Here is a 14,295-nt window from a genome sequence, read left to right as displayed (position 1 = left end):
AAATCAGGTGTGGCGCAATTCGATCATTGATCCATTGGGGTTTCGTTCACGGGGGCGCGCGCGATGTGCATGTCCTCCAGGTGCAGCTTGCGCGACCAGTCACCTTCGAGCGTCCAGTCCTCGGCGACGCTGTCGTAGTAAATGGCTTTGCTGTCATCGTCACGCAATTGCAGATGGCGGATGAGCACCAGGTCGGTCATCGGTTCGTTGCCTTGGCGATGCAGACTGATCCCTGCCTGGATCGCGTCGATGCTGGAATAGGCCTGGGCATTGATTTCTGCCAGAAGCACCACGGCAAATTCCTGTTCGATGTCGTATCGGTGGCCGGATGAGGTGAAAACACGCACCGTTTCCATCAGCGCGTCACCGGTCTCGTCGTTGGGCAGCAGAATAAGGATGTGGCCGACCCATAGCTGTGCGCCGCTCAGGCGGATGTGCTCGCGGCCGATCGTCTCACTCAGGTGCTGTGTATGAATATTCCAGGTTGAAGTACCGATAGCAGCGGCTATCGCGACCGAAGTCGACAGCCTGAGGATGGTGTCGGCCGCCGGATGGATGTCGTAGGTCGCGGCCTGCCCCTCCAGCACGAGAATGCCGGTCTGGGGCGCGGCTTGGATGTCCACCCGCAGGTCCTGCGGTTTCAGCACGGTGGGCGGATGGGCCGCAGGTTGCTGCATCAGGTAGTGGCCGGTACGCTCAACCAGCGAGCGGGGTGTCAGTAAAGTCTTGTGACCCGGTTGGCGTTGGTCTTCAAGATAGGAATGGTGCGGCAGTTCTACCCGGTAGGAAATTCCGTCGCGCATGATGAGCACAAAGTTGTGTGTGGGCATCAGCCCTGACGCGATCACGTTGCCTATGACATTGCTACCGACCCCCGCGCGATCGCGGGCCATGTCTTTGAGCGTCAGGCGCTTTTGATCCATGAAGCGCAAGGTCAAGTTGACGTCCTGGTAGCGCAGGTACTCGGAGTTGATGTTGCGTGTTGACCTGACCGTGTACTGCGCCTCTACGGCTTCTATTTCATGACTGTCGTAATCCAGGAATAGCGTGCTGAGCGTCGTTTCGCTCACGTGCCGGACAGCCAGTACGGTCGAGGCCAAATGTCGATAGACGAAGTAGCTTGAGTGCGATGCGCTGGAGGCGACATGGTCTCCTCCGTTCAACAGTTGCGGCGGGGTTGCAGGTTTGCCCCGCGCCAGGATGATTGCGTTGACGCCGACGTTGTCGCGGCCATCGAGCTGTTGCGGCAAGTCAGGTTTGAGTGAGTAGAGATCCTTGGTGCGCACTATCAGTTTGTCGTTGCGCAGCAGGCGTTTGTCGGCTTCCTGGCGATAAATCCCTTTGACCGTGACGGTGATCCGCGGCAGTTTTCCATCTATCCCGTGAAGAGCGGACAGCACCAGCGAAGTCCCTTCGACCCGCCAGCCTTGAATGCGTTCGAGCGTCCAGTCGAGGTCGATGAGGCTGGGGTCCTGGCCATCTTCGATCAGTGTGGTGGCGTCGGTTTTGTCGGCGATGATGTAGTGATCTTCGCCGGGACCGCCGTTGGCCTGGCTGTTTGGCCCTTTGATCACAATCGTGTCGGCACCTGCGCCGGTGTCGGCAATGTCCGCGTTTCCGCGCAGGACGATTCGGTCCGCCTGCGAACTGCCGGTGATGCTATTCGCGGCGTCCGCCAGCGTTTCGACAGTCTCAACAGACTCAAAGCGCAGGGGCGGGGTGTCGGGGCTGGCGCGCAGGTTCAGTTGCCCTGTTTGCAGGTCAATGTGCACGCCCTGATGCGGCTTGTCGCGCGAGACCTTGCCTTCCAGTTGCAGCGTGTCATTGCCGGCGCCACCTCGCAGCCGACTGCCTGACAGATCGCCAGGCTGGAGAGTGTCGGCGGCGATCCGAAAGCTGAAAATATCATCCTTGTCGCCACCGGTGAGGGTCTTTTTTCCCGTGCCGTAGCTGAACTGGTTGGGTTTGTCCCTGACCCCCACAACGGTGTCGTGCCCGCCTCCCAGTTGCCAGAGGATGGCCTTGTGCTCGCCCGCGCTACCGATGATTGCGCCCGGAATGTGGCTGATGCCTTGGCTGGCATCGAACGTGTCGTCGGTTTCCTTGATGACGGCTTCCTTTTCCTCGATGTATGGACTTTCGCCGCCGGCATCGTCCCACTGGTATTTCCAGTGCTTGACGGTCTGCAATTCGACTTGATAGCTGCCTAACACTACCGCTTCGACAGTGTCTTTCAATTCGTTGTCCAGCCAGCTTCGGGCCGTCTTTTTCAGTAGCTCGCTGTAGCTGCTGTCGGTTTTGGCGACGAGGTAGCGGTCGAGGATGTCTCGATCCATGGTTTGCCCGGTGAACGCAAACCAACCCGAGCGCAAGCGTTCGTGGGTGCTCAATGTAATGTAATCGTCGATGTCATCGACCTGGCGAGCGGCACCGTAAATTCTTGCACCCAGGATGAGCACGGCACCCGCCGCAATCCCGATCGGGCCGGCGGCACTGAAACCGGCAAGTGCCGCTATACCCAGAACAATACTCAGCCCGGCGCTGGTCAGGCTAAGCGCTGCATTGAAGTAGTGATCCTGAGCTTGTTTGCCGGTGGCGCTGGCGGCGTCGTTGAACGCTTTGATGGCGGTGTAGATATCGAAGGGAAGAGTCAGGACACTGGCAAGCAGGCCGGCGCCGCGTGCCAGGTACTTGCCGGCACTGGTTTTGCTGAACCCTGTAAACACCTTGCCGCCACTGAGCATCATGTTTCTGCCGATGTTTTCCAGACCTCGCTCGAGGAACAAAGAACCCACCTCGGCAGTGATCCCGCCTACGTTGATGCCGGCTTCAACCAGGTCGCTTTTCTTCAGTGCTTCTGCGGTGCCCATGATGCCGCTGTAGATGCCGTAGCCCTGCAGCCCGACGCCCATGCTGGTCATGCTGCGGCTTTTGACCTTGTCGGCCCAGCTCGGCAGGTTTTCAGGCAGCGAAGGGGTGCTCAATGACAATTGCTGGGCGGAGTCCAGCAGTTTGCCAAGGCTTTGCATGGACGCTGACAAGTCGGAGGATGATGCTGAAAGCAAAGACTGGGCGCTGGCCGAGCGCAGAACGCCGAGTTCAAACAACAACCCCGCGCAGCTGTCGCTATGTTGAGGGGATTGCAGCCTGCCCTCGACCTTGGCCGGATCAAATTGCAGAGCGTTTATGAATGTCTGGTCGGGCTCAAGCTGAATCGGATGATTTGCGTTGATCACCTGGCCATTGAGCCTGGCCCCCATGTCATACAAGTCCTGGCGACTGATGGTTAATTCGCCAATGCGAACCGGACCGTTCAATTGATCCTGGAGCAAGAGTCTGTTCCGACGTTGTTCATCTTGGGGTGTGGAGGAGGGCATCCGTGCCGAGAGAGAAGGGGGCGTTTCGGTAATACGGATGTTTATCGGCAGTGTTGGATTTTGCCCGGTGGATATGGATGGCGTGGACATGGTTCGAGTATCTCTTCTTTCATATAGATGTAATTCGGTTCTTGGGCCTCATGTTGGCGTTGAAAAGTATTGTTGAGATGGATGTAGCAGGTGCGGTACATATTTATAGCTTTCGTTATTTTATATGCCCTCGCAGACGATTTTTTTAAGAAGCAATGTTGCAAGTTGAGGTTGAATTAAGTAACGCAATAAATAGGGGGCGCTGTTTTATCAACTACTGCGATCTTCTGATCGGTAATAGCGGTCAGTCCAGGCAGTTCACAGCTTCTCTTCGAAAGGAGAAGCTGCGAGCCCTTCGCTATCAGTACGAGTAACGCAACAGAGCGTGAGGCAAATTCCACAGCGCGAAGAAGCCGAACAATGCCATCAACACCGGCAAGACCAACCACCAGACTTTGGTCGGCATCGGATTCAGGACTGTCTGACGCTGGGTCACGGCCAGGCTGGCCGCACAAACACAAGCCGCCAGTACCGCTCCGGCCAGGACATCGGTTGGCCAGTGCGCGCCAAGATAAACCCGCGACATGGCGATGGACACAGCCGGCAAGCAGCCGAGCAGCAGCCAGGTCAGGCGCATGCGCGTTGGCTGGCCTCGGCCGGCCAGTACCGCCAAGGTCAGGAATAGCGCAAACGAACCGGACGAATGACCACTGGGCATGCTGTAGCTGCTCAGCGGATCGGCCAGTACTTCCGGGCGCATCCGGGCGAACAGGTTTTTGGTTCCGGTGTTCGCCAGCGCGGTGATCAGCAGCGTGCTGCCGGCGAAGAGCATGTGTCGCCATTGTCGGGTAACCAGCAGCAGGATCGTCAGCGCCGCGCTGATCGCGAACATGTTTTTGAACTCGCCGAGCTGGGTGAGCATCACCGCGACTTCATCCAGCAGCGGGCTGCGGTGCTCCTGTATCAGCGTCATCAAGCCCTGATCGAAGGCGTTCAGATGCGCAAAGCCAATGAACAACCCACCGAGTATCACCAGGCTGAGGCCGGCGATGTATACGGTAACCAGGCGATGAGCGCGCACGCTGCTGTTGACGCTCAGGCCTACCAGCGCCGCGATGCTGCCGACCACCAGCCCGACCTGTGGCCAGAAACCTTCCGGCAGCGGCAGGCGAATCGCCGCGCCAGTGGCCCAGCCGGGCAGCAGATAGGCAACGGTCCAGCCAGCGGCTGCCAGCAGGCTGACGACAGCGAAGCGCGGGAAGGGCATGTCGAACATCCCCGCGACCATAGGCAGCATCGGCCGCAGCGGTCCGATGAAGCGCCCGACCAACAGGCTGGCGATGCCGTAACGCTGGAAATATGCCTCGGCCCCGGCGATCCATTCCGGATGATGACGCAACCCTGGCAGGCGTCGGATGTTCTGATGGAAATGTCGCCCGATGAAGTAAGAGACGGTATCGCCGAGAACGCCAGCGACGAACCCCAGCAATAACGTTTCGCTCAATGACAGCGCGCCACTGCCGGCCAGTACCGCCACGGCGAACAGCAGCACCGTACCGGGCACGATCAGCCCGGCAATCGCCAGGCATTCTACAAAGGCCACGATGAACACCGCCGCGGCCAGCCATTGTGGGTTGACCGTCAACCAACCGGTCACGCTATCGAGCCATGGGCCCATAAAAACAACTCCATTGAATAATCAATCGGTCCCGAGGGACGAACGCAATCTTCAAAACACATGTGGGAGCGAGCCTGCTCGCGATAGCGGAGTGTCAGACGACATCTACTTCGACAATCAGTCTGCTATCGCGAGCAGGCTCACTCCCACAATGGATTTTCAATAATTCAGGTCAGCAAAAAATAATCGCGACCTTCTATCTGCCCCCGTCGCAAGGGGTTGCGCGTGCAATACGGCGCGTAAGCCGCATCGACGAAACGGTACATCAGATGCTCATCGCGACCGTGAGGAATGCCCAGGCGTGTGGTTTGTATGATGTGAACGGGCGCCGGGCCGACATCTTCCACCAGCAGCACCTCATGATCGAAGCGCTTGGCGTCCCAGACCGGTACCTTCAAGCCCAATGCCTTGCAAAGCAACGTCTGTCCAGCGCAGAGCTTTTGCGTGGGGCGGGGGCGACCTTGGGTGTCGGGATTGTTCAACAGCATCTGCGCCAGGCTTGCCGGCCCGCTCAAATCATCGACCCACGGATAGGCGGATTTGATCAGCACGGCATTGCCCGGTCCCTGGGCGCTGAAGTTCAGGGAATCGCCGCCACGGGCGTAGTACATATAGATGTGGCCGCCATCCAGAAACAAAGCCTTACGTTTTTCTGTGTAGCCGAGGGAGGCGTGGCTGCCTTTTTCTTCGAAGTAATAGGCCTCGGTCTCGATAATCCGGGCGCTGAGCCACAAGTCGCCAACCCGGTGTCGAATGACCTTGCCGAGTAAATCCCGGGCCAGCGTTTGGGCGTCTCTGTCGAAAAATGCATCCGCGAGCCCCTTGGGCAGGCTCGTCGCAGAGGTGCGAACAGTCAGGTTAGTCATGATGAACGGCGTTTATCAGGGCTGATTGAGTCGCGATGATAACAATTTGCAGCTTAATCACGGCTTAACGTCGGCAAATTGCCCTCCATTTCGACCATCCGCCCGTCACCGCTGTTAGTCCCGGGACGCGACAGCTATAATCTGCCGCTTTACTCTTTACCAAGACCTTAGCAAAGACCACTCCAGACCATGACTGAGTCCGTTCTTGATTACATGACCCGATTGGGTCGCGCTGCCCGCGAAGCTTCTCGCGTCATCGGCCGTGCCAGCACCGCGCAGAAAAACCGCGCCTTGCAGGCTGCTGCCAATGCGTTGGACGCCGCACGCGCCGAGTTGACGGCTGCCAATGAACTGGATCTGGCCGCTGGTCGCGCCAATGGTCTTGAGCCTGCATTACTTGAACGTCTGGCACTGACCCCGGAACGCATCGACGGCATGATCGTCGGTTTGCGTCAGGTAGCGGCTCTGCCGGACCCGGTCGGCGCGATCCGCGACATGAGTTTTCGGCCGTCGGGCATTCAGGTCGGCAAGATGCGCGTGCCGTTGGGCGTGATCGGGATCATCTACGAATCCCGGCCGAATGTGACCATCGATGCCGCCAGCCTGTGCCTGAAGTCCGGCAACGCAACTATCCTGCGTGGCGGCTCCGAGGCGATTCATTCCAATCGTGCCATTGCCGCCTGCATCCAGCGCGGTCTGGCCGAAGCCGATTTGCCTGCCGCCGTGGTGCAAGTGGTCGAAACCACTGACCGCGCCGCCGTTGGCGCGCTGATCACCATGCCTGAATACGTCGACGTTATCGTGCCCCGTGGCGGCCGTGGCCTGATCGAGCGCGTCAGCCGTGACGCCCGCGTGCCGGTTATCAAGCATCTGGACGGCATCTGTCACGTTTACGTCAGTGCTCACGCCGACCTGCCGAAAGCCCAGCGCATCGCGTTCAACGCCAAGACTTACCGCTACGGTATCTGCGGTGCCATGGAAACCCTGCTGGTGGACCAATCGGTCGCCAAGGATTTCCTGCCATCGATGGCTGCACAGTTCCGCGAAAAAGGGGTCGAGCTGCGTGGCTGCGAACGCACCCGGGCGATCATCGAGGCGGTTGTCGCCAGCGAAGAGGACTGGAACACCGAATACCTGGCGCCGATTCTTTCGATCCGCGTGGTCGACGGGCTGGACCAGGCCATCGAGCACATTAACAAGTACGGCTCCCATCACACCGATTCGATCGTCAGCGAAAACCTGGCCGACACCCGGCGTTTCGTGGCCGAAGTCGATTCGTCTTCGGTGATGATCAATACGCCGACGTGCTTTGCCGATGGCTTCGAATACGGATTGGGTGCCGAGATTGGCATTTCTACTGATAAGCTGCACGCCCGCGGCCCGGTGGGCCTCGAAGGTCTGACCTGCGAGAAGTACATCGTGGTCGGTGATGGCCAGTTGCGCGGCCAGGCGTCGGACTGACTTGGGCGACCTCGACCTGTCAGCCCCGGTAACCGCCAGCGAGCCTGCGCCTCGACGCATTGGCATGTTGGGCGGGACCTTCGATCCGGTGCACATCGGCCATTTGCGCGGTGCGCTGGAAGTCGCCGAATCGCTGGCGCTCGATGAGCTGCGTCTGACGCCCAGTGCCAGACCGCCTCATCGCGGTACGCCGCAGGTATCGGCGAAAGACCGTCTGGCGATGGTCGAGTGCGCGGTGGCCGGTGTGGCACCGCTGGTGGTGGACGCCCGCGAATTGCAGCGGGACAAACCGTCCTACACTATCGACACCCTGGAGCTGATGCGCGCCGAACTGGCCGCCGAAGACCAGGTTTTTCTACTTTTGGGCTGGGACGCATTTTGCGGCCTGCCCACTTGGCACCGCTGGGAAGAGTTGCTCCAGCATTGCCACATCCTGGTGCTGCAACGCCCGGATGCCGACAGCGAACCGCCGGATGCCTTGCGCAATCTGTTGGCGGCACGCTCGGTGAGCGACCCGCTGGCCCTCAAAGGGCCGAGCGGACAGATTGCATTCGTCTGGCAGACACCGCTCGCGGTATCCGCCACCCAGATCCGTCAACTGCTGGCCAGCGGTAAGTCGGTACGTTTCCTGGTGCCCGACGCGGTCCTGGCCTACATCGATGCGCACGGTCTCTACCGTGCGTCGAACTGAAAAAGGGAGCGCTTCAAAACACGTGAACGCGTGTACCGAAGCGCCCGAACATACGAGCAAAACGAGTTTTATATGACTGACAAAGACGTAACTAAAGTAAAGCGCAAAGGCACGTTCAAGAGCGCCCCACTGCCAGTAGAAGTTCCAACCGGCCCCGAGCTGCGCGGCGAAGAGCTGGTCAAGGTTGCCGTAGCTGCCCTGGAAGACGTCAAGGGCCAGGACATTCAGGTGATCGACGTTCGTGAAAAGCAGAGCATCACTGACTTCATGATCATCGCCACCGGTACGTCCAACCGCCAGATCGGCGCGATGCTGGACAAGGTCCGCGAAGCGGTCAAGGCCCAGGGCGTCAAGCCGCTGGGTGAAGAAGGCAAGGGCGACAGTGACTGGGTCCTGCTGGATATGGATGATGTCATCGTGCACATGATGACCGCTTCGGCTCGTCAGTTTTACGACCTGGAGCGTCTGTGGTCCGGTGCAGAGCAGAGCCGTGCCCTGAACGCGGCTCACCACAGCCCGGAAAACACCCATGAGCACTTCGTCAAGCTCAACAAAGACCAGCAATAAGGGACCGCTGTGCGACTGCGACTGATCGCCGTCGGTTCACGCATGCCCAAATGGGTGGAAGAAGGCTGGCATGAATATGCCAAGCGTCTTCCGTCCGAGCTGGCGCTGGAACTGGTGGAAATACCGCTCAACACCCGTGGCAAGAACGCCGACGTGGCGCGCTTCATCCGTCAGGAAGGCGAAGCCATGCTGGCGAAGGTCGGGCCGAACGAGCGCGTTGTCACCCTCGAAGTCCACGGCAAGCCCTGGAGCACCGAGCAGCTGGCGGTCGAGCTCGATCGCTGGCGGCTGGACTCGCGCACGGTGAACTTCATGGTCGGCGGCCCCGAAGGGCTGGCGCCGGAAGTCTGTGCCCGGGCCGATCAGCGCTGGTCGCTCTCGCCGTTGACGTTGCCGCACCCGCTGGTGCGAATCCTGATCGGCGAACAGCTGTATCGTGCCTGGACAGTCCTGTCCGGCCACCCTTACCACAAGTAGTTCTGCCCTCATGCCCCAGCCGATCCGCATCAAGGACCACGAAAAAGACGCCCGTCTGGTGCGTGGCCGCGTCGTGTTCGGGGCCATTGCGGTGGTGGCGCTGATCTGTGTGCTGATCGCGCGGCTGTATTTCCTCCAGGTGATTCAGTACGAGTACCACTCGACCCTGTCGGAAAACAACCGTGTCCATGTGCAGCCGATTCCACCGACTCGCGGGTTGATCTTTGATCGCAATGGCGTGGTGGTGGCCGATAACCGGCCCAGCTTCAGTTTGAGCATGACCCGTGAGCGCTCCGGCGACTGGCAGCAAGTGCTCGACGTCATTGTCGAAGTGCTGGAACTGACGCCTGAAGACCGGGTGATCTTCGAGAAACGCATGCGCCAGGGGCGTCGGCCATTCGAACCGGTGCCGATCCTGTTCGAGCTGAGCGAAGAGCAGATCGCCCGCATCGCGGTCAATCAGTTCCGTCTGCCGGGGGTGGAAGTGGTCGCGCAGCTGGTGCGTCACTACCCGCAGGGCCCGCACTTTGCGCACTCGGTGGGTTACATGGGGCGGATCAACGAAAAAGAGCTGAAGTCGCTCGATCCGGTCAATTACAGCGGCACCCACCACATCGGCAAAACCGGCATCGAGCGCTTCTACGAGCCCGAACTGCACGGCCAGGTGGGTTACGAAGAAGTCGAGACCAATGCTCGAGGCCGCGTATTGCGCGTGCTCAAGCGTACCGATCCGATTCCCGGCAAGGACATCGTCCTGAGCCTGGACATCAAATTGCAGGAAGCGGCCGAAGCTGCGCTCGGCGGTCGTCGTGGTGCGGTGGTAGCGCTGGACCCGAAAACCGGCGAAGTGCTGGCGATGGTCAGCGCGCCAAGTTTCGATCCCAACCTGTTCGTTACCGGCATCAGCTTCAAGGCTTATGCCGAGTTGCGCGATTCCATCGACCGGCCACTGTTCAACCGCGTGCTGCGCGGCCTGTACCCGCCGGGTTCGACCATCAAACCGGCGGTGGCGATTGCCGGCCTGGATGCTGGCGTCGTGACTGCGTCGAGTCGGGTGTATGACCCCGGCTATTACCAGTTGCCCAACTACGATCACAAATACCGTAACTGGAACCGTACCGGTGACGGCTACGTCGATCTGGACACGGCGATCATGCGCTCCAACGACACCTACTTCTACGACCTGGCCCACAAACTGGGAATCGATCGGTTATCGGCCTATATGGGCAAGTTCGGCATCGGCCAGAAGGTTTCGCTGGACATGTTCGAAGAGTCGCCGGGGCTGATGCCTACTCGTGAATGGAAGCGCGCGACCCGGCGTCAGGCCTGGTACCCAGGCGAAACGCTGATTCTCGGGATCGGTCAGGGCTATATGCAGTCCACTCCGTTGCAGTTGGCCCAGGCCACGGCGCTGGTGGCCAACAAGGGGGTGTGGAATCGCCCGCATTTGGCCAAGACCCTCGAAGGTGCGAAGCCAGTGGACGAAAACCCGATGCCGGACATCATCCTGCGTGACCCGTCCGACTGGACGAAGGTCAACCACGGCATGCAGCAGGTAATGCACGGTGCCCGGGGCACGGCACGCAAAGCGGCGATCGGTGCGCAGTACCGCATCGCGGGCAAAAGTGGTACGGCTCAGGTCGTTGCGATCAAGCAGGGCGAGAAGTACGACCGCTCCAAGGTTCAGGAGCGCCATCGCGACCACGCCTTGTTCGTCGGCTTCGCACCGGCCGACAACCCGCAAATCGTGGTGTCGGTGATGGTCGAGAACGGCGAGTCCGGTTCCGGCGTCGCCGCGCCCGTGGTGCGCCAGATCATGGACGCCTGGCTTCTGGATCAGGACGGTCGGTTGAAGGCCGAGTACGCCAGCCCTATCAGTGCGGAGGCTACGGCCCGTGAAGAGTAATTTCGACCGCATCCTCTCCAGCGAGGATGTGATGCGTCGCCGCGCGACGCTGTTGCAACGCATGCACATTGACGGCCCGTTGCTGATCCTGTTGCTGACCCTCGCCGCCGGCAGCCTGTTCGTGCTGTATTCGGCCAGCGGCAAGAGCTGGGATCTGCTGGCCAAGCAAGCCACTTCGTTCGGCATCGGTCTGGTATCGATGATCGTCATCGCCCAATTCGAGCCGCGCTTCATGGCCCGCTGGGTGCCAGTGGGGTATGTGATCGGTGTGTTGTTGCTGGTGGTGGTGGACGTCATGGGCCACAACGCCATGGGCGCCACACGCTGGATCAACATTCCCGGGGTGATCCGCTTCCAGCCTTCGGAATTCATGAAGATCCTGATGCCGGCGACCATCGCCTGGTACCTGTCCAAGCGCACCTTGCCGCCGCAGCTCAAGCATGTGGGCGTCAGTCTGTTTCTGATTGGCTTGCCGTTTATCCTGATCGTGCGTCAGCCGGACCTCGGCACTTCGCTGCTGATCCTCGCCGGTGGCGCGTTCGTTCTGTTCATGGGCGGCCTGCGCTGGCGCTGGATCCTCAGCGTGCTCGCTGCTGCTGTGCCGGTGGCTGTCGCCATGTGGTACTTCGTCATGCACGATTACCAGAAGCAGCGAGTCCTGACCTTCCTCGATCCCGAAAGCGATCCGCTGGGCACCGGCTGGAACATCATTCAGTCGAAAGCGGCCATCGGTTCCGGCGGTGTGTTCGGCAAGGGCTGGCTGCTTGGCACCCAGTCGCACCTGGATTTCCTGCCGGAAAGCCACACCGACTTCATCATTGCGGTCATGGGCGAAGAATTCGGCCTGGTGGGCATCTGCGCACTGCTGCTGATTTACCTCCTGTTGATCGGTCGCGGACTGGTGATTACCGCCCAGGCCCAGACATTGTTCGGTAAATTGCTCGCGGGCAGCCTGACCATGACGTTTTTTGTTTACGTTTTCGTCAACATCGGTATGGTCAGTGGCCTGTTGCCGGTTGTGGGGGTGCCGTTGCCGTTCATTAGCTACGGAGGAACTTCGCTGGTGACGCTGCTGTCAGCGTTTGGGGTTTTGATGTCGATCCATACCCATCGCAAGTGGATCGCTCAGGTTTGAATAAGGTGAAGATTTCAATGCAAGTAATGCGTGGCTGGGCGACTCGATATGCGCCGTGGGTCGGCCTGGTAAGCATCCTTGGCACAGCGCAGGGCGCGCTGGCCGGCGATTACGAAGGCTCACCGCAGGTGGCCGAATTCGTCGGTGAAATGACCCGCGACTACGGTTTTGCCGGTGAGCAGCTGATGGGCGTGTTCCGCGAAGCCGAGCGCAAGCAGTCGATCCTGGACGCGATCTCGAAACCCGCCGAGCGGGTCAAGCAGTGGAACGAATACCGTCCGATGTTCATCACCGACGCGCGCATTGCCCGTGGTGTCGACTTCTGGCGTCAGCACGAAGCGGTACTGGCCCGTGCCGAGCAGGAATACGGCGTGCCGGCGCAGGTCATCGTCTCCATCATCGGCGTCGAGACCTTTTTTGGCCGCAATACCGGCAATTTCCGGGTAATCGACGCCTTGTCGACCCTGGGTTTCGACTATCCTCCCCGTGCCGAATTTTTCCGCAAGGAATTGCGTGAGTTCCTATTGCTCGCCCGGGAAGAGCAGGTCGATCCGCTGACGCTCAAAGGCTCTTACGCGGGCGCCATGGGTTTGCCACAGTTCATGCCGAGCAGCTTTCGCGCCTACGCGGTGGACTTCGACGGTGACGGCCACATAAATATCTGGACCAATCCGGACGATGCCATCGGCAGCGTCGCCAGTTATTTCAAGCGTCACGGCTGGGTTGCCGACGAACCGGTGGTCGGCCGCGCCGATGTGCGTGGCGATCAGGTGGACGAAGGTTTGACCACGGGCATCGAGCCGACTAAAACGGTTGGGGAGTTGCGGGCGCTGGGGTGGGCAAGTCATGATGCGCTGCGCGATGATATGCCGGTTACGGCGTTCCGCCTGGAAGGTGACAATGGCCCTGAATACTGGATGGGCCTGACGAATTTTTACGCAATCACGCGTTATAACCGCAGCGTGATGTACGCCATGGCCGTACATCAACTGTCTGAACAGCTGGTCCAAGCACGGGGCGTCAAGTAATGCGGGCATTGCCTATGAATAAACCCCTGAAGCTGATGGCATTCGCCGCGTTGGCGATGCTGGTCGCCAGTTGCTCGACCAGCCGCGCGCCTGCTCAGAAATCTGCGACCGCCGTTCGTTCGGCACCTGGCCTGGATATCAACCGGGCGCACAAGGATGGCGCACCCTGGTGGGATGTCGACGTATCGCGTATCCCGGATGCCACGCCAACCCTGCACAGCGGGCCCTATAAAGCCAACCCGTACACCGTGCTGGGCAAGACTTACTTCCCGATGCAAGAATCCAAGACCTACGTGGCCTCAGGCACGGCGTCCTGGTATGGCACCAAATTCCACGGTCAGAACACCGCCAATGGCGAGGTCTACGACCTGTACGGCATGAGTGCTGCGCACAAGACCTTGCCACTGCCGAGTTACGTTCGGGTGACCAACCTGGACAACAACAAGAGCGTAGTCCTGCGGGTCAACGACCGCGGGCCGTTCTACTCGGACCGAATCATCGATTTGTCCTACGCAGCGGCCAAGAAACTCGGTTATGCCGAAACCGGCACCGCGCGGGTCAAGGTCGAAGGCATCGACCCGCAGCAATGGTGGGCCGCCAAAGGGCGCCCGGCGCCTTTGATGCTCAACGAGCCGAAAATTGCGCAGAATAATGCCCCGGTGATCACGGCTTCGGCCGGCACCGTCGAACAATGGACACCCCCGCCGCAGCAGCACGCTGCGGCCGTTGTGCCTTCGCCGATCGATGCAAAAAAAAACGCTTCTGTACCAGCCTCTGGCCAGTATCTGCAGGTGGGCGCGTTCGCCAACCCGGACGCTGCAGAACTCCTGAGATCGAAGCTCAGCGGGATGGTGAGCGCTCCGGTGTTCATCAGTTCGATCGTGCGCAATCAACAGACCCTGCATCGGGTGCGCCTGGGGCCGATCGGCTCGCCGGGTGAAATCCAGCAAGTGCAGAACAGTGTGCGCCTGGCCAATCTCGGTTCGCCGAGCCTGGTCACTGCCGAATAATACGTAGTACTTGATTGACGGTTCGCTTGCGGTTTGGGGGGTGGACCTGGTTGTTGGCTCGTTGAAGAA

11 protein-coding genes are annotated in these 14,295 nt (G+C 60.0%); 8 read left to right on the top strand and 3 right to left on the bottom strand.

From position 1 onward, the window contains the following. Window positions 1-23 precede the first annotated feature (23 nt). From AC3WP4_RS06355 to AC3WP4_RS06345, 3 genes are all read right to left on the bottom strand, one after another. Window positions 24-3,332: a hypothetical protein gene (locus AC3WP4_RS06355; protein ID WP_102615780.1), complete on the bottom strand. Its 3,309-nt coding sequence runs from the start codon at window positions 3,330-3,332 to the stop codon at window positions 24-26. A 436-nt stretch (window positions 3,333-3,768) separates the two neighbouring features. Then, window positions 3,769-5,085 (bottom strand): bifunctional DedA family/phosphatase PAP2 family protein, encoded by a 1,317-nt coding sequence (locus AC3WP4_RS06350; RefSeq protein WP_102615779.1) that lies wholly within the window; start codon window positions 5,083-5,085, stop codon window positions 3,769-3,771. Window positions 5,086-5,252: 167 nt separating this feature from the next. Continuing rightward, complete coding sequence (locus tag AC3WP4_RS06345; RefSeq protein WP_074871199.1) at window positions 5,253-5,951, bottom strand: DNA-3-methyladenine glycosylase; 699 nt, start codon at window positions 5,949-5,951, stop codon at window positions 5,253-5,255. A 189-nt stretch (window positions 5,952-6,140) separates the two neighbouring features. On the opposite strand from AC3WP4_RS06345, the gene AC3WP4_RS06340 reads away from it, so the two are divergent. The 8 genes from AC3WP4_RS06340 to AC3WP4_RS06305 all read left to right on the top strand — a co-directional run bounded on the left by AC3WP4_RS06340 (window position 6,141) and on the right by AC3WP4_RS06305 (window position 14,226). Continuing rightward, window positions 6,141-7,412, top strand: a complete 1,272-nt coding sequence (locus tag AC3WP4_RS06340) for a glutamate-5-semialdehyde dehydrogenase (protein WP_074871197.1) — start codon at window positions 6,141-6,143, stop codon at window positions 7,410-7,412. 1 nt (window position 7,413) lies between these two features. Continuing rightward, window positions 7,414-8,103 (top strand): nicotinate-nucleotide adenylyltransferase, encoded by a 690-nt coding sequence (gene nadD / locus AC3WP4_RS06335; RefSeq protein ID WP_256581142.1) that lies wholly within the window; start codon window positions 7,414-7,416, stop codon window positions 8,101-8,103. Between the two features lie 72 nt (window positions 8,104-8,175). After that, window positions 8,176-8,670, top strand: coding sequence for a ribosome silencing factor (gene rsfS / locus AC3WP4_RS06330; RefSeq protein ID WP_008152812.1), 495 nt, complete (start codon window positions 8,176-8,178; stop codon window positions 8,668-8,670). 9 nt (window positions 8,671-8,679) lie between these two features. Beyond that, window positions 8,680-9,147 (top strand): 23S rRNA (pseudouridine(1915)-N(3))-methyltransferase RlmH, encoded by a 468-nt coding sequence (gene rlmH / locus AC3WP4_RS06325; RefSeq protein ID WP_007937439.1) that lies wholly within the window; start codon window positions 8,680-8,682, stop codon window positions 9,145-9,147. A 10-nt stretch (window positions 9,148-9,157) separates the two neighbouring features. Then, entirely contained in the window at window positions 9,158-11,053 is a 1,896-nt protein-coding gene (gene mrdA, locus AC3WP4_RS06320) for a penicillin-binding protein 2 (RefSeq protein WP_074871193.1), read from the top strand. A gap of 31 nt (window positions 11,054-11,084) precedes the next feature. Next, window positions 11,085-12,188, top strand: a complete 1,104-nt coding sequence (gene rodA, locus AC3WP4_RS06315; RefSeq protein WP_074880374.1) for a rod shape-determining protein RodA — start codon at window positions 11,085-11,087, stop codon at window positions 12,186-12,188. 17 nt (window positions 12,189-12,205) lie between these two features. Beyond that, the gene (mltB, locus tag AC3WP4_RS06310; RefSeq protein WP_102615777.1) at window positions 12,206-13,216 is read left to right on the top strand and encodes a lytic murein transglycosylase B; all 1,011 of its coding nucleotides are present in this window, start codon (window positions 12,206-12,208) and stop codon (window positions 13,214-13,216) included. After that, the gene (locus AC3WP4_RS06305; RefSeq protein WP_102615776.1) at window positions 13,216-14,226 is read left to right on the top strand and encodes a septal ring lytic transglycosylase RlpA family protein; all 1,011 of its coding nucleotides are present in this window, start codon (window positions 13,216-13,218) and stop codon (window positions 14,224-14,226) included. The genes mltB and AC3WP4_RS06305 overlap by 1 nt, the downstream gene beginning before the upstream one ends. Window positions 14,227-14,295: the final 69 nt, after the last annotated feature.

This window comes from Pseudomonas sp. FW305-20 (assembly GCF_058788075.1).
Note: the sequence above shows the minus strand (reverse complement) of the source record. Positions and strands in the feature narration are given on the sequence as shown.

Coding starts and splice junctions, on each gene's coding strand:
- AC3WP4_RS06350 (WP_102615779.1), bottom strand. CDS start 5,085: ATGGGCCCATGGCTCGATAGCGTGACCGGTTGGTTGACGGTCAACCCA.
- AC3WP4_RS06345 (WP_074871199.1), bottom strand. CDS start 5,951: ATGACTAACCTGACTGTTCGCACCTCTGCGACGAGCCTGCCCAAGGGG.
- AC3WP4_RS06340 (WP_074871197.1), top strand. CDS start 6,141: ATGACTGAGTCCGTTCTTGATTACATGACCCGATTGGGTCGCGCTGCC.
- rsfS (WP_008152812.1), top strand. CDS start 8,176: ATGACTGACAAAGACGTAACTAAAGTAAAGCGCAAAGGCACGTTCAAG.
- mrdA (WP_074871193.1), top strand. CDS start 9,158: ATGCCCCAGCCGATCCGCATCAAGGACCACGAAAAAGACGCCCGTCTG.
- rodA (WP_074880374.1), top strand. CDS start 11,085: ATGCGTCGCCGCGCGACGCTGTTGCAACGCATGCACATTGACGGCCCG.
- mltB (WP_102615777.1), top strand. CDS start 12,206: ATGCAAGTAATGCGTGGCTGGGCGACTCGATATGCGCCGTGGGTCGGC.
- AC3WP4_RS06305 (WP_102615776.1), top strand. CDS start 13,216: ATGCGGGCATTGCCTATGAATAAACCCCTGAAGCTGATGGCATTCGCC.